At 62.1% G+C, this 14614-nt stretch carries 14 protein-coding genes; 9 read left to right on the forward strand and 5 right to left on the reverse strand.

The genetic code is table 11. The annotated features are described in order from the left end of the window. Window positions 1-71 precede the first annotated feature (71 nt). Window positions 72-560, forward strand: a complete 489-nt coding sequence (gene dps, locus NKJ91_RS05475) for a DNA starvation/stationary phase protection protein Dps (RefSeq protein WP_352454746.1) — start codon at window positions 72-74, stop codon at window positions 558-560. A gap of 43 nt (window positions 561-603) precedes the next feature. Here dps and NKJ91_RS05480 read toward each other — a convergent pair whose 3' ends face one another. The 5 genes from NKJ91_RS05480 to uraH form a co-directional block, all read right to left on the reverse strand. Then, window positions 604-1101: a hypothetical protein gene (locus NKJ91_RS05480; RefSeq protein ID WP_352454747.1), complete on the reverse strand. Its 498-nt coding sequence runs from the start codon at window positions 1099-1101 to the stop codon at window positions 604-606. A gap of 66 nt (window positions 1102-1167) precedes the next feature. After that, window positions 1168-2142: a xanthine dehydrogenase accessory protein XdhC gene (gene xdhC / locus NKJ91_RS05485; RefSeq protein ID WP_352454838.1), complete on the reverse strand. Its 975-nt coding sequence runs from the start codon at window positions 2140-2142 to the stop codon at window positions 1168-1170. Between the two features lie 62 nt (window positions 2143-2204). Continuing rightward, entirely contained in the window at window positions 2205-4556 is a 2352-nt protein-coding gene (gene xdhB / locus NKJ91_RS05490) for a xanthine dehydrogenase molybdopterin binding subunit (RefSeq protein WP_352454748.1), read from the reverse strand. Next, window positions 4556-6037 carry a xanthine dehydrogenase small subunit gene (gene xdhA / locus NKJ91_RS05495; protein WP_352454749.1) on the reverse strand — a complete coding sequence of 494 codons (1482 nt, stop codon included), beginning with the start codon at window positions 6035-6037 and terminating at the stop codon, window positions 4556-4558. The genes xdhB and xdhA overlap by 1 nt, the downstream gene beginning before the upstream one ends. Window position 6038: 1 nt before the next feature. Next, the gene (gene uraH, locus NKJ91_RS05500; protein WP_352454750.1) at window positions 6039-6413 is read right to left on the reverse strand and encodes a hydroxyisourate hydrolase; all 375 of its coding nucleotides are present in this window, start codon (window positions 6411-6413) and stop codon (window positions 6039-6041) included. 173 nt (window positions 6414-6586) lie between these two features. Here uraH and puuE point away from each other — a divergent pair, with 173 nt between their 5' ends. The 8 genes from puuE (at window position 6587) to NKJ91_RS05540 (ending at window position 14609) form a co-directional block, all read left to right on the forward strand. Further along, the gene (puuE, locus tag NKJ91_RS05505) at window positions 6587-8020 is read left to right on the forward strand and encodes an allantoinase PuuE (RefSeq protein ID WP_352454751.1); all 1434 of its coding nucleotides are present in this window, start codon (window positions 6587-6589) and stop codon (window positions 8018-8020) included. A 63-nt stretch (window positions 8021-8083) separates the two neighbouring features. After that, a complete protein-coding gene (locus tag NKJ91_RS05510; RefSeq protein WP_502903558.1) occupies window positions 8084-8932 on the forward strand; it encodes a bifunctional allantoicase/(S)-ureidoglycine aminohydrolase in 849 nt (282 codons plus the stop codon). Next, on the forward strand, window positions 8929-9432 hold the full coding sequence (locus NKJ91_RS05515; RefSeq protein WP_352454753.1) for an ureidoglycolate lyase: 504 nt from the start codon (window positions 8929-8931) through the stop codon (window positions 9430-9432). The genes NKJ91_RS05510 and NKJ91_RS05515 overlap by 4 nt, the downstream gene beginning before the upstream one ends. Then, a complete protein-coding gene (locus tag NKJ91_RS05520; RefSeq protein ID WP_352454754.1) occupies window positions 9432-10025 on the forward strand; it encodes a nucleoside deaminase in 594 nt (197 codons plus the stop codon). Before NKJ91_RS05515 ends, NKJ91_RS05520 begins: the two co-directional genes overlap by 1 nt. Before the next feature lie 54 nt (window positions 10026-10079). After that, window positions 10080-10394 (forward strand): type II toxin-antitoxin system MqsR family toxin, encoded by a 315-nt coding sequence (locus NKJ91_RS05525; RefSeq protein WP_352454755.1) that lies wholly within the window; start codon window positions 10080-10082, stop codon window positions 10392-10394. Further along, window positions 10375-10794 carry a type II toxin-antitoxin system MqsA family antitoxin gene (locus tag NKJ91_RS05530; RefSeq protein WP_352454756.1) on the forward strand — a complete coding sequence of 140 codons (420 nt, stop codon included), beginning with the start codon at window positions 10375-10377 and terminating at the stop codon, window positions 10792-10794. The genes NKJ91_RS05525 and NKJ91_RS05530 overlap by 20 nt, the downstream gene beginning before the upstream one ends. Window positions 10795-10885: 91 nt before the next feature. Continuing rightward, a complete protein-coding gene (locus NKJ91_RS05535) occupies window positions 10886-12868 on the forward strand; it encodes a CocE/NonD family hydrolase (protein WP_352454757.1) in 1983 nt (660 codons plus the stop codon). Between the two features lie 154 nt (window positions 12869-13022). Then, window positions 13023-14609, forward strand: coding sequence for an ABC transporter substrate-binding protein (locus tag NKJ91_RS05540; protein WP_023676219.1), 1587 nt, complete (start codon window positions 13023-13025; stop codon window positions 14607-14609). Window positions 14610-14614: the final 5 nt, after the last annotated feature.

The raw sequence follows: 14614 nt of genomic DNA on the forward strand, positions 1-14614 counted from the left end.
ATGTTCGATTGACCTTCCACAAACTTCGCCCTCTTCAAACCAAGCGGACGCAACCGCCACAGGAGCCGATCATGGATGCCATCGCCACCCGCAACGACCTGCAATCCAATGCCAAGAAAGAGTGTATCGATCTTCTCAATGCCCGCCTCGCCGACGCCATCGATCTGGCCTTGATCACCAAGCAGGCGCACTGGAACGTCAAGGGACCGCAATTCATCGCCATCCATGAGATGCTCGACACGTTCCGCGAGGAGATCGACGGCCATGTCGACACCATTGCGGAGCGCGCCGTACAGCTCGGCGGCACGGCGCTCGGCACATCGCAAGAGGTCTCGAAGGCGAGTATGCTGGAGGCCTATCCGACCGACATCCACAAGACCCGAGATCATCTGGCGGCGCTGATCGACCGCTATGCCGCAACCGCCAAGTGGGCACGCGCGGCGATCGACGAAGCGGCTGGCGCGGGCGACGCCGACACCGCCGACATCTTCACCGCCTATTCACGCTCGCTCGACAAATTGCTGTGGTTCCTTGAGGCGCACACGCAGGAGAAGGAATAGCTCTTTTTGGACGGCGCTATTTGCTCGGCGCGCCGGGGTTCGATCAGAAATTTCTGTCGAACTTCGGCACCTCAAGCTTCACCCGGCGATTTAGCTCATCGTGTCCGCCCTGGAACGCGGTGTAGCCAATGCTGGTTTTCTTGGAATGAAGCTGGAAATCTCCTGTCCATTTGCGACCAGCCCATTCGATGTCTTCCCACGGAATAAATCGAAGCGGCATGAATGGCTGCCGGATTCCTATGCCCTCGACATTCCAAAAGACTACGCGAACATAAAAGAACCAAATCCACCCGATCAGGCTCAGACCAAAGCCAACCAGTAGACCAAAAATCCAGGGAAGTTGCTCGCTCGGTGTTTCGCTGTGTCCGGCAACCACAACGACCGCGATAAAGCCCGCAAGCAGAACCGCAAACACATGCACAAACCAGGTGGCGCGGAGTGTTTGCTCGCCGGCGTGTCGCGCAGCGGGCGTTCGCGATCCTATTGTAGACGCCAAGAAAACTGCAAAAGCAGCCAGAAGAGCTATGACAAGCTGTTTCATCAATTTGCGCTGCTCGTGTTTTTCTCGGCCTTACGCGCCAACTGCTACAGTCTTCCGTTCATAGCATCAAAAAGTCTGCGACGATGCGGTCGGCCGACCACCACCCGATGATTGGGAATATTTTGGCCCGTCGACGGGTAAATAATACCTCGCCAAGGCCGTTATGATTTCGGCCGCGGCGAGCGCTGCAATGACTTGCGGACGCTTGTCTTTCACCGCATCGCCGCCGATCGGCGAGACGAGGCGGGCAAATTCCGCCTCGCTTCCGTCCGCCGATTTCAGGAACCAGTTCCGGAACGTCGCCTTCTTGGTTCTGGAGCCGATCATGCCGACATAGGCGGCATCCCGGCGTTTCAGCGCCTCGGCGACGATCAGGAAGTCCAGCGCATGGTCATGTGTAAGGACGACGAAGGCGGATCCAGCCGGAGCTTCGCGCACCATTGCCTCAGGCATCGGCGTCAGCTTGGTTTCGACCGCTTCCGGCATGCCTTCGAGCGCCTCGGCTCGCGTCTCGACAACGACGATATGCACCGGCAGCAAGGCCATCGCCGAGGCCAGCGCTTGGCCGACATGGCCGCCGCCGAGGATGTAGACATGCGGTCGCTGCGCTTCCTCGGCTTCCGCCGCCGCAACCAGCTTGGCTTCAAGCGCGGGGTCGACCAGCCGGATCAGCAGCTCGACTCTGCCGCCGCAGCACTGCCCGATCTCCGGGCCGAGCGCGATGTCGAGCGTGGCGACAGCGTTGCGGCCAGCCCCCTTCTCCCCGTCACTATACGGGGAGAAGGTGCCGGCAGGCGGATGAGGGGCGGCGCCAACCTCGCCAGGGCCTGCGGCAGATCGACCAAGCATCTGCCGCGCTTTGTCGGTCGCCATGTATTCGAGCTGGCCGCCGCCGATCGTGCCGAAAGTGGCCGATCCCGAGACGAGCATGAAGGCACCCGTCTCGCGCGGCGTCGAACCTTTTGTCCCGGCCACCTCAACGAAGGCGACCCGGCCGGCGCCGGCAAGAAAGGCTTTCAGGCTCTGCACTTTCGCGTTCATCATTCGCGTTCCCTATCGGGAAATATAGAGTTTTTCGGCCTGAATTGCACGTTTTCCGGGATTCAAGCGCCGGTCCTGGCTTCCCGCTTCAGCCGTTCGATCGCCATCAGCACACGCTCCGGCGTGGCCGGCGGGTCGAGGCGTGGGCAGATCTTGTGGCTGGCAACGCTCGCAACTGCGTCCGACAGCGCATGCAGCACCGACATTGCGAGCGGAAAGGGCGGCTCGCCGACCGCCTTCGAGCGGTGCACCGTCGGCTCGCCTGCTTGCGCCCAGTCGGCCAAAGTCACATTAAAAATCTTCGGCCGGTCCGACGCGAGCGGGATCTTGTAGGTCGATGGCGCATGGGTACGCAGCCGCCCCTTGTCGTCCCACCACAGTTCCTCCGTCGTCAGCCAGCCCATGCCCTGGATGAAGCCGCCCTCGATCTGGCCGAGGTCGATGGCGCGGTTCAGCGAGCGGCCGGTTTCGTGCAGGATGTCGGTGCGCTCGACGACATATTCGCCGGTCAGCGTATCGACCGAAACTTCCGAGCACGCGGCGCCATAGGCGAAATAGTAGAAGGGATGGCCCTCGCCCTTGTCGCGGTCCCAATGGATTTTCGGCGTCTTGTAGAAACCCGCCGCCGAAAGCTGGATGCGCGCCATATAGGCCTGCCTGACGAGATCGGCGAAGGCGATCTCCTGGTTGCCGATGCGCACGCGATTGGGCAGGAACAGCACCTGGTCCCGCGGCACCTGGTATCTCTCGACGGCAAAATTGATCAACCGGTCCTTGATCTGGCGGGCGGCATTCTGCGCCGCCATGCCGTTGAGGTCGGAGCCGGAAGACGCGGCGGTGGCCGAGGTATTCGGCACCTTGCCGGTCGTCGTCGCGGTGATCTTGACCTGATCGAGGTCGATCTGGAACTCTTCCGCCACGACCTGCGCCACCTTGACATAGAGGCCCTGCCCCATCTCGGTGCCGCCGTGGTTCAGATGCACCGAACCATCGGTATAGACATGCACCAGCGCGCCGGCCTGGTTGTAGTGGGTGGCGGTGAACGAGATGCCGAACTTGACCGGCGTCAGCGCCAGTCCGCGCTTGATGAAGCGGCTGTTGGCATTGAAAGCATCGATGGTGCGGCGGCGCCTCGCATAGTCGGAACTCGCCTCCAGTTCGGCGACGATGCGGTGGATGATGTTGTCCTCGACCGTCTGGTGATAGGGCGTGATGTTGCGGTCGCTGGTGCCGTAGAAATTCTTCTTGCGGATTTCGAGCGGGTCCTTGCCGACGGCAAACGCGACTTCGTCGATGACGCGCTCGGCGCCGACCATGCCTTGCGGGCCGCCGAAGCCGCGAAAGGCAGTGTTCGATACCGTGTTGGTGTAGAGCGGCGCCGATTGCGCGTGCACCGCCGGCCAGAAATAGGTGTTGTCGCAATGGAACAGCGCGCGGTCAGTGACCGGGCCGGAGAGGTCGGCCGAGAAGCCGCAGCGCGCCGCGAACATGAAATCTACGCCCAGAATATTGCCCTGGTCGTCGAAGCCGACCTCGTAGTCGACGAGGAAATCGTGGCGTTTGCCGGTGGCGATCATGTCGTCGTCGCGGTCGGGCCGGATTTTCACGGCCCGATGATGTTTCTTCGCGGCGATAGCGGCCAATGCCGCAAACTGATTGCCTTGCGTTTCCTTACCGCCGAAAGCGCCGCCCATCCGGCGGATTTCCACCGTCACCGCATGGCTCGGCACACCCAGCGCATGGCTGACCATGTGCTGGATTTCGCTCGGGTGCTGGGTCGAGGAATAGATGGTGACGTCGTGGTCCTCGCCGGGGATGGCCAAGGCGATATGACCTTCGAGATAGAAATGCTCCTGGCCGCCTATGCGCATTTTTCCCTTCAGCCGGCGCGGCGCCGCATTGATCGCAGCCGCTGCATCACCGCGCTTCAGCGTCAGCGGCGGCGTGACCAGCTTATCTTTCCGGGGATCGAGCTCACCGACATCGGCGACGAACGGCAATTCCTTGTATTCGACCTTGGCCAGCCTCGTTGCACGGCGCGCCTGCTCGCGGGTTTCGGCAATGACGCAGAAGATCGGCTGGCCAAAGAATTGCACCTTGCCGTCGGCCAGCACCGGCTCGTCGTGACGGCCGGTCGGCGAAATGTCGTTCTCGCCTGGCACGTCGCTCGCCGTCAGCACGTCGATGACGCCGGGTGCCGCGCGCACCGCCGACAGGTCCATGCTGGTGATGGTGGCATGCGTCGCCGTCGAAAGCCCAAGGTAGCCGTGCAGCGTGCCGGCCGGTTCCGGCATGTCGTCGATATAGACGGCCGTGCCACTGACATGCTTGTGCGCGGAATCATGGCGCTGGTCGGTGGCGACGCCGCCGGCGATTTTTTGCGCCTTCAGGTTGGGGGTGGCGTGCTTGTTCATCATGCCGCCTCGTGCCGTGATACCTGGATCGGCGCCCGGGTGCCGGTGGTTTCGGCAAAGAAGCGCAGCAGCAGGTTGCGCGCCGCCAGCGCCCGGTATTCGGCGCTTGCCCGCATGTCGGTCAGCGGCGTGAAATCGTCGGCATACGCGGCCATCGCCGCCTCGACCGTCGCTTCCGTCCAGGGCTTGCCAAGCAATGCCTTTTCGACGCCAAAGGCTCGCTTCGGCGTTGCCGCCATGCCGCCATAGGCGATGCGCACATCCGCCACCGTGCCATGCTCGGCGAGCTTCAGGAAAAACGCGCCTAGCGCTGCTGTGATGTCTTCGTCGCGGCGCTTGGTGATCTTGTAGACGGCAAATTTCGTCTCGCTACCTGGCACCGGAACATGCACGGCCTCGACGAATTCGCCGGGCTGCCGGTCCTGCTTGCCATAGGCTATGAAAAACTCCTCGAGCGGGATCGTTCGACGCTTGTCGCCGCGGCGCAGCGTCAGGCGGGCACCGAGTGCGATCAGCGGCGGCGGCGTGTCGCCGATCGGCGAACCGTTGGCGATATTGCCGCCGATGGTGCCCATGTTGCGCACCTGATCGCCGCCGATGCGGTCGAACAGCGGGCCGAGCGCCGGGATGCGTTTCGCCAGCGTCGAGAAGGCTTCGCTATAGGTGACACCGGCGCCGATCGAGACGACGCCCTTGTCCTCGGAAATCCCGCACAGACCATCGAGATTGCCGATGAAAACCGCCGGCGCAATATCGCGCATGTGCTTGGTCACCCAAAGGCCGACATCGGTCGAACCCGCGACGATAGTGGCGCCCGGCTCCTTGACCAGTACGCTGGCCAGATCGTCGGCATTGGCCGGCACGATCAGCCGCTTGTTGCCGGAGCCGATCTCAATGCGCGAACCGTCCTTCATCGCTTCGAGCTTGGTCGTGACTGCCTTGCGCTCCGCCGCCAACGGATCCTTTGTCGCCTTGCCGTAGCTGGAGATGGCACGTGCGGCGCGCATGATCGCCTCGTAGCCGGTGCAGCGGCAGAGATTGCCTTGCAGCGCCTTTTCGATGGCGGCGTCCGACGGCTCCGGCGCCCGCATCCACAGAGCATAAAGCGACATGACGAAACCCGGTGTGCAGAAGCCGCATTGCGAGCCGTGGAAATCGACCATCGCCTGCTGCACGGGATGCAGTTTTCCTGCGTCGCCGCACAGATGCTCGACGGTCACGACATGCGTGCCGTCTAGCGAGCCAAGGAAGCGGATGCAGGCATTGACGCTTTCATAGACCAGTGTTCCACCGGAGAGCCTGCCGACCAGCACCGTGCAGGCGCCACAGTCGCCCTCGGCGCAACCTTCCTTGGTGCCGCGCAGCGAACGGTCGAGCCGCAGCCAATCGAGCAGGATCTGATCGGGTGCAACCGTGCTGAGCGCGACGTCCTCGCCATTGAGGATGAACCGGATTTCGTTGCGTGTCTTGATCCCGGCCATCTCAGCTTCCCCGGTAAGTCGAATAGCCGTACGGGGACAGGAGCAGCGGCACATGATAGTGCACCGGCTCGGCCATACCGAAGCGGATCGGCACATGGTCGAGGAAGGCCGGTTCCGGCAGTTTTGTCCCTTGCAGGCGCAGATAATCGCCAGCCGCAAAGACCAGCTCGTATTCGCCGGTACGGAATTCCGCGCCGGCAAGCAGCGGAGCATCGCAACGGCCGTCATCATTGGTGACGACCGTTTTCAGATGCGTCCGGGCCTGACCGTCAAGATGATAGAGCTCGATCGACAGACCGGCCGCCGGTTTGCCGGCCGCAGTGTCGAGGACGTGGGTCGTCAGGCGCCCGCCTTCGGCTTTCGACGTTTCCGCCACTGGCTGCTCCATTCCCTGCACAGTCGAACACTATTCATGAATTGTGCGCCAATTAAAGGCGATGCATAAGTCCCGGTCGAGCGGAGCGCGACAAAAACACTTTCAAAAATTTCGGGGGAATGCGCAGGCACTCCTTTCGACTATCCTGATCACAATTTCCGGCAGGAGCGAGAATGCGTTACGAACGAGACATGCGGGGCTATGGAGCCAATCCGCCGGATCCGAAATGGCCCGGCGGGGCGCATGTCGCGGTGCAGTTCGTCGTCAATTACGAAGAGGGCGGCGAGAATTGCGTCCTCCACGGCGACAAGGCTTCGGAGGCTTTCCTGTCGGAGATCGTCGGCGCCGCGCCCTGGCCCGGCCAGCGCCACTGGAACATGGAATCGATCTACGAATACGGCGCCCGTTCCGGCTTCTGGCGATTGCTGCGCCTGTTCAGCGCGGCGCAAGTGCCGGTCACCTGCTACGGCGTCGCCACGGCCCTGGCGCGTTCGCCCGATCAGGTTGCGGCGATGCAGGAGGCCGGCTGGGAGATCGCCTCGCACGGGCTGAAATGGATCGACTACCGCGACCATGCGCCAGAAGACGAGCGCCGCGACATGGAAGCGGCGATCCGGCTGCATTATGAGGTCACAGGCGCGCGGCCGACCGGCTGGTACACCGGGCGCACCTCGATCAACACGGTGCGGCTGGCGGCGGAAGAGGGCGGCTTCGACTATGTGTCGGACACCTATGACGACGAACTGCCCTACTGGTTCGAGCATGTGGCACCGGACGGGTCGGCGAAGCCGCAGCTGGTCATCCCCTATACGCTCGACGCCAACGACATGCGCTTTGCCACGCCGCAAGGCTTCAACTCGGGCGACCAGTTCTTTGCCTATCTCAGGGATAGTTTCGATACGCTCTATGCCGAGGGCAAGGCAGGACGGCCGCGCATGATGAACATCGGCCTGCACTGCCGCCTCGTCGGCCGGCCGGGCCGGGTCGCGGCACTGAAGCGCTTCATCGACTACGTCAAATCACACGACAAGGTCTGGCTGGCACGGCGCATCGACATCGCAAAACATTGGCAGGAGACGCATCCGTTCCGGTTGCCGGCGCTGCGCCCGTCGAAAATGGAAGTCGAGGCCTTCGTCCATACATTTGGCGGCGTGTTCGAGCATTCCCCGTGGATTGCCGAGCGCGCTTATGAGCTGGAGCTCGGCCCGGCGCATGACAGTGCCGGCGGCCTGCACAATGCGCTCTGCCGCGTCTTTCGCGCGGCAAGCGAGGCCGAGCGGCTTTCCGTGCTCAATGCCCACCCCGACCTTGCCGGAAAACTGGCGCAGGCCAAGCGGCTGACGGCGGAATCGTCGAGGGAACAGGCTTCGGCCGGCCTCGACGCGCTGACCGACAAGGAGCGCGAGCTGTTCGCAAAACTCAATGCCGCCTACGTCACCAGTTTCGGTTTCCCCTTCATTATTGCGGTGAAAGGCAAGACCAAGGGGAAGATCCTGGCCGAGTTCGAGGCGCGTATTGGCAACAGCCACGATGTCGAATTCGAAACCGCCTGCAGACAGGTCGAGCGCATCGCGCTGCTTCGCGTCAAGGACATGCTTCCGCAATAGGCTTTGGCTGCCGCGATAGGCCCTGGCTTCCGCAACAGGCTTGAATTTATGGATATGATGAAAATGGCCGAGCGAACCTATTATGCGCCGCAGGGCGGACATCCCGGCCAGAGCGAATTGCTGACCGGCCGCGCTGTGTTCACACAGGCCTATGCCGTCATCCCCAAAGGCGTGATGCAGGACATCGTCACCAGCGCCTTGCCGTTCTGGGATGGGACGCGCGTCTGGGTGCTGTCGCGGCCGCTGTCGGGTTTTGCCGAGACGTTTTCGCAATATATCGTCGAGCTCGCGCCTGGCGGCGGCAGCGACCACCCTGAGCTTGACGCCGCCGCCGAAGGTGCGCTGTTCGTGGTCGAAGGCGAGCTAAGCGTTTCGCTTGCCGGCAAGAAACATAGCTTAAGGCCGGGCGGCTTTGCCTTCCTGCCGCCGGCGAGTGGGTGGACGGTGCACAATGAAAGCGGCGCCGCCGTCCGCTTCCACTGGATCCGCAAGACTTATGATGCAGTCGACGGCATCGAGCCGCCGCAAGCGTTCTTCGTCAACGAACAGGACATCGCGCCGACGCCGATGCCGGGTACCGAAGGCCGATGGGCGACCACGCGCTTCGTCGATCCGGCCGACATGCGCCACGACATGCATGTCACCATCGTCACGCTCGAGCCGGGCGCGGTCATTCCGTTCGCCGAGACGCATGTCATGGAGCACGGGCTCTATGTGCTGGAGGGCAAGGCGGTCTACCGTCTCAACCAGGACTGGGTCGAAGTCGAAGCCGGCGACTATATGTGGCTGCGCGCCTTCTGCCCGCAGGCTTGTTATGCCGGCGGGCCAGGCAAATTCCGCTACCTCCTCTACAAGGACGTCAACCGCCACGCCAAGCTTGGCAGCGCCGGCGTCGCGAGACCTTTACCATGACCCGCATCGTCGCGCGGCCGCTGACCCGCGAAAATTTCGCCGAATTCGGCGACGTCATCGATATGGGCGGCGACAACCATTATTCGATCAATGGAGGCAAGGCCGAGCGCTACCACGACCTCGCCACCGCGGAAGCACGAGGACCGAATGCGCGCGTGCTGATCTCCATGGTGCGTGGCACGCCCTATGAGCTGCCGTTGAAGCTGACCATGGTGGAGCGCCATCCGTTCGGCAGCCAGGCCTTCATCCCGCTGTCACCACGGCCGTTCCTGGTCGTCGTCTGCCATGATGGCGAGGAGGGCCCGGGCGAACTGCATGCGTTCATCACCGCGCCCGGACAAGGCGTCAACTATCCGCGCAATTTGTGGCACGGCGTGCTGACGCCGATCGGCGATGTCCAAGATTTTGTGGTCGTCGACCGTGGCGGTGACGGCTCCAACCTCGAAGAGTGCCACTTCTCGCACGCCTACGAGATACATCTTCCCGATGGGAGCCGGTGATGACCGACATTTCGCTGATCGACCGCCTGCTCGATGTCATAGAGCACGACATCGTGCCGAAGACGGCCGAGGGCGTCGCGCATGGCAACAAGTTGTTCGGCGCGGCGATCCTGCGCAAGGACGACCGTTCGCTGGTGCTTGCCGAAACCAATAACGAGACGGAAAACCCGCTCTGGCATGGCGAGGTGCACTGCCTGAAGCGCTTCTACGAAATGCCGAAGGCCGAGCGCGTCGATACCAAGGACGCGATCTTTCTTGCCACGCACGAACCTTGCTCGCTCTGCCTGTCGGCGATCACCTGGACCGGCTTCGACAATTTCTTCTATCTGTTCAGCCACGAGGACTCGCGCGACAGCTTCGACATCCCGCACGATTTGAAGATCCTGAAAGAGGTCTTCACGCTCGATCCCGGCGGCTACAATGCCGAGAATGCCTATTGGAAGAGCTTTTCGATCCGCAAATTGGTGCGCTCGCTGCCCGACCCCGAGCGCGGCCGGCTGGAAGCGCGCATCCACACAATATCGGCGCGCTATGACGAATTGTCCGGCGCCTATCAGGCCGGCAAGGACGAAAACGACATTCCGCTGAATTGAATGCCGCAAAGTTCAATGGCTTGAATTGCCACCTTTATGGTGGCATATTGCGTTATGGAGAAACGCAGACCCACTTACGATCTTGATGCAATCAAGGCCGAGTTGGGTTCTGTCGACACGCTGGCAATCAAGACGTCCGCCCTGCGGGATGCCATTGGGCTGGGCTTTGATCGCGCCGGTATTGTCGAGGTGATCGGCGGCATCACGCGGAAGATGTTTGTAACGTCGATGACGACGTTCGCCGACCATCGTGTCTGGCACGTGCCAGCACGCGACCTGGTTCTTTACGTGAAATTTCAGGCGGACGTCGTGACCGAATTCACAGTCATGTCGTTCAAGGAAAGTGACTATGGCGATGAAAGAAAATAATGGAACGAATAGCATGACCTCCCCCGAAACAGGAGAAACGCTGACGCGTGGGGTGCGTCCGTTCACTGTGACTTACAAGGGCGAGAGCATGATCGTCGAGCTGCCGGGTTATTATCCCTCTTCGGGAAGTGAGGGCGTGCATGTCGGAGACGACATGACCGTCGTCGATGCAGCGCGCCGCATCCTCAAAGAAAAGATCGACGGCGTTCCGGCACCGGCCACCATCCGTCGCGTGCGCACAAAGCTCAAACTGTCGCAGCGCGAGGCAGGATCCCTGTTCAAGGTCGGCGAGAACGCTTTCGACAAATACGAACGGGGTCTGATCGAGCCGAGTGGCCCAACCATTCAGCTGATGACGCTGTTGGAAAAACACCCGGAGTTGGTGGACGAGTTGCGGTAGCCGCGCGGCCTCTCTGACAGGTCGCATAATTTGCTGCTCCAGTCGCGAATAGCGATTGAAAGTCGCCTCGCTGCGGGGCGTTATGCCCCGCATGAAAATCGTCACTGAATTCCCACGAAAGATCGTCGAATTTCCGGATATGGGGATCATCATGCCGGACGGCTGCAGGCTGTCGGCGCGGGTGTGGATGCCGGCCGATGCTGCCGACGATCCGGTGCCGGCGATCCTCGAGCACCTGCCCTACCGCAAGCGCGACGGCACGATCTATCGCGATCAGCTGACGCATCCCTATTTCGCAGGCCACGGCTACGCCTCGATCCGCGTCGACATGCGCGGCAATGGCGATTCCGAAGGGCTGATGGACGATGAATATTCCGAGCAGGAACTGCAGGACGCCTGCGACGTCATCGCCTGGGCGGCGGCGCAGCCCTGGTGCAACGGCAATGTCGGCATGATGGGCATTTCCTGGGGCGGCTTCAACGGCCTGCAGGTAGCAGCCAAGCAGCCGGCAGCGCTGAAGGCGGTCATCAGTCTCTGTTCGACGGTCGACCGCTATGCCAACGACATCCACTACAAGGGCGGCTGCCTGCTGATCGAGAATTTCGGCTGGGCCTCGACCATGCTGTCCTATTCGTCAAGGCCGCCGGATCCGTTGCTGGCCGGCGACAACAGATGGCGCGACCTGTGGCTGACCAGGCTGGAGAACCAGCCCTTCCTGGCACCGCTGTGGCTGAAGCACCAGCATCGCGATGCCTATTGGAAGCGCGGCTCGATCTGCGAGGACTATTCCGCCATCCATGCCGCGGTGCTGTCGATCGGCGGCTGGCATGATGGCTATCGCAATACGATTTCCCATCTCGCCGTCAATATCGAGGCGCCGGTCAAGGGCATCGTCGGCCCGTGGATCCACAAATACCCGCATTACGCCGCGCCCGAACCGCGCATCGGCTTCCTGCAGGAGGCCTTGCGCTGGTGGGACCGCTGGCTGAAGGACATCGACACCGGCGTCGAGGCCGACCCCGCCTACCGCGCCTACGTCATGGACAGCGTGCGTCCGGCGCGCTGGCACCCCGAGCGGCCGGGCCGCTGGGTCGCTGAATCGGAATGGCCGTCACCCAACATCAAGACCCAAGAGGTTGAGCTTATCGCTGAAGGCAACCACACTATTGTCGCTTCGCCGCAAAGCTGCGGCCTCGCCGGCGGCGAATATTTCCCCTTCACCTTCGGCCCGGAACTGCCGGGTGACCAGCGCCCCGACGATGCGCTGTCGGTGTGCTTCGACCAGCCGGTGCTGACCGAAACGGTCGACATTGTCGGTGCTCCCGACGTTGTGGTCAGGGTCTCGTCGGACCGGCGCCAGGCGAACATCGCGGTTCGGCTGTGCGACGTCCACCCGGACGGAGCATCGGAGCTGATTTCCTACGGCGTGCTCAACCTGACGCATCGCAACTCGCACGAATTTCCCGAAGCGCTGGTGCCCGGCGAAACCGTCAGCGCCCGGGTGGTGCTCGACCAATGCGCCTATCGCGTGCCGGCCGGCCATCGCTTGCGCGTTGCCGTTTCGAACGCCTACTGGCCGATGATCTGGCCGTCGCCGGAGCCGGTCCGGCTCGAATTGTCGGCCGCGACATTGACGCTGCCGGTACGCCCGCCGGCGACAGGCGACGAGGTCACCTTCCCCGCTCCCGAAGGTGCTGCGCCCTGGGCAACGGAGACGCTTCGGCCCGCCAATTCCGAGCGTCATGTCGATCGCGACGAAAAGACCGGAATGATTACGCTTTTCATCGTTGACGATTTCGGTGAGGTGCGCGACCTGGAGCATGGCTTCGCCAATGGCAGCATCGCCAGAGAGACATTGGCGATCCATCCCGACAATCCGCTGTCAGCCTCGGGCAAGACGCATTGGACCCAGACGCTGTCGCGAAATGGATGGTCGGTGCGCACCGAAACCTTCGCCGAAATGCGGTCCGACGCGCAAAGCTTCGTGGTTAGCGCCAGAATCGAAGCCTACGAAGGCGAAAAACTGGTCTTCGAGCGCAACTTCGAGGAGAAAATCCCGCGCGCACTGCTTTGAGCGCTTATAGCGATTGGTCCAATTGCGACGCACGATTTACGCCACGGCATGTCGCATTCGGTCTTGCTTACCGCTTTCCCTTACGGTCATTATTCTCCCGATAGAAATGAGAAAAACGACCATAAGGTCGGACCAACAGAGTGAGGAACTCAACATGTCAAACGAACTGGAATATCTGAGCCGGCGCGTTGCGTCCGGCAAGCTGAGCCGTCGCGATTTTCTCGGCCGGGCAGCAGCGCTTGGCGTCACCGCAACCATCGCCAATTCGCTGCTATCCAGCGCTTCCCGCGCGGCGGGTCCGGTCAAGGGCGGCACGCTCAAGGCCGGCCTGGTCGGTGGCGAGTCCACCAACAGCCTCGATCCGGCGCTGTTTATGACGCAGGTGCCGTTCGCCTTCGGCAAGATGTGGGGCGAACTGATCGTCGAACTGTCTCCCGAAGGCAAGCTCGAGAACCGCATCGCCGAAGAGATCGGCTCGTCGGACGACGCCAAGACCTGGACGCTGAAGATCCGCGATGGCGTCGAGTTCCACAACGGCAAGAAGGTGACCGCAGAGGACGTGGCCGCCACCCTCGAACGCCATTCGGACGAGAAGTCAAAGTCCGGTGCGCTCGGTTACATGAAAGGCATCGAGAGCATCAAGGCCAGCGGCAAGGAAGTGGTGCTGACGCTGAAGGAGCCGAATGCCGACCTGCCCTACCTGCTTAGCGACTATCACCTGATCATTCAGCCGAATGGCGGCAAGGACAAGGCCGATGCCGGCATCTCGGCGGGTCCTTACAAGGTCACCACCAACGAGCCCGGCGTGCGCCATGGCGGCGAGCGCTTCGCCAATTATTGGCAGGGCGACAAGATGGGCCATGCCGACCAGATAGAGATCATCGTCATCAACGACGCCACGGCGCGTACGGCCGCCCTGCAGGGCGGCCAGGTCCACATGATCAACCGCGTCGAGCCGAAGATCGTCGATCTGATCAAGCGCGTGCCCGGCGTCACCATCCGCAACCATTCGGGACCCGGCCACTACGTCTTCATCATGCACTGCAACACCGCGCCGTTCGACAACAACGATTTGCGGATGGCGTTGAAGCTGGCTATCGACCGCGAGGAGATGCTGAACAAGGTGCTGCGTGGCTATGGCTCGCTCGGCAACGACTTCCCGATCAATGCATCGTACCCGCTATTCACCGAGATCGAGCAGCGCAAATACGATCCCGACAAGGCCAAGTTCCACTATAAGAAGTCGGGCCATGACGGTGCCGTCCTGCTCCGGACGTCGGACGTCGCCTTCCCCGGTGCCGTCGATGCTGCACAGCTGTTCCAGCAGAGTGCTGCCAAGGCCGGCATCACGCTGGAGATCAAGCGCGAGCCGGGCGACGGCTATTGGTCGGAAGTCTGGAACAAGCAGCCCTTCTGCGCCTCCTACTGGGGCGGCCGGTCGACGCAGGATCAGATGTACTCGACTGCCTATCTGTCGACGGCCGACTGGAACGACACACGGTTCAAGCGTCCGGATTTCGACAAGATGGTGCTGGCGGCTCGCGCCGAGCTCGACGAGGCCAAGCGCAAGGCCATGTACCACGACATGGCTGTGATGGTGCGCGACGAGGGCGGCCTGATCCTGCCGATGTTCAATCAGTTTATCGACGCGACGGGCGCCAAGGTTGCCGGGTGGGTGGATGATCCGCATCAGGAGTTGATGAACGGATATGCTCTGGCGAAGTGCTGGCTCGAAGCCTGAGCCCG

Origin of the sequence: Mesorhizobium sp. M0040, assembly GCF_040323505.1 — a bacterium.
Lineage (GTDB): Bacteria > Pseudomonadota > Alphaproteobacteria > Rhizobiales > Rhizobiaceae > Mesorhizobium.

Excerpts from the sequence above, each read along its gene's own strand:
- dps (WP_352454746.1), top strand. The coding sequence starts at position 72 with ATGGATGCCATCGCCACCCGCAACGACCTGCAATCCAATGCCAAGAAA.
- NKJ91_RS05480 (WP_352454747.1), bottom strand. The coding sequence starts at position 1,101 with ATGAAACAGCTTGTCATAGCTCTTCTGGCTGCTTTTGCAGTTTTCTTG.
- xdhC (WP_352454838.1), bottom strand. The coding sequence starts at position 2,142 with ATGAACGCGAAAGTGCAGAGCCTGAAAGCCTTTCTTGCCGGCGCCGGC.
- xdhB (WP_352454748.1), bottom strand. The coding sequence starts at position 4,556 with ATGAACAAGCACGCCACCCCCAACCTGAAGGCGCAAAAAATCGCCGGC.
- xdhA (WP_352454749.1), bottom strand. The coding sequence starts at position 6,037 with ATGGCCGGGATCAAGACACGCAACGAAATCCGGTTCATCCTCAATGGC.
- puuE (WP_352454751.1), top strand. The coding sequence starts at position 6,587 with ATGCGTTACGAACGAGACATGCGGGGCTATGGAGCCAATCCGCCGGAT.
- NKJ91_RS05510 (WP_502903558.1), top strand. The coding sequence starts at position 8,084 with ATGGCCGAGCGAACCTATTATGCGCCGCAGGGCGGACATCCCGGCCAG.
- NKJ91_RS05515 (WP_352454753.1), top strand. The coding sequence starts at position 8,929 with ATGACCCGCATCGTCGCGCGGCCGCTGACCCGCGAAAATTTCGCCGAA.
- NKJ91_RS05520 (WP_352454754.1), top strand. The coding sequence starts at position 9,432 with ATGACCGACATTTCGCTGATCGACCGCCTGCTCGATGTCATAGAGCAC.
- NKJ91_RS05525 (WP_352454755.1), top strand. The coding sequence starts at position 10,080 with ATGGAGAAACGCAGACCCACTTACGATCTTGATGCAATCAAGGCCGAG.
- NKJ91_RS05530 (WP_352454756.1), top strand. The coding sequence starts at position 10,375 with ATGGCGATGAAAGAAAATAATGGAACGAATAGCATGACCTCCCCCGAA.
- NKJ91_RS05535 (WP_352454757.1), top strand. The coding sequence starts at position 10,886 with ATGAAAATCGTCACTGAATTCCCACGAAAGATCGTCGAATTTCCGGAT.
- NKJ91_RS05540 (WP_023676219.1), top strand. The coding sequence starts at position 13,023 with ATGTCAAACGAACTGGAATATCTGAGCCGGCGCGTTGCGTCCGGCAAG.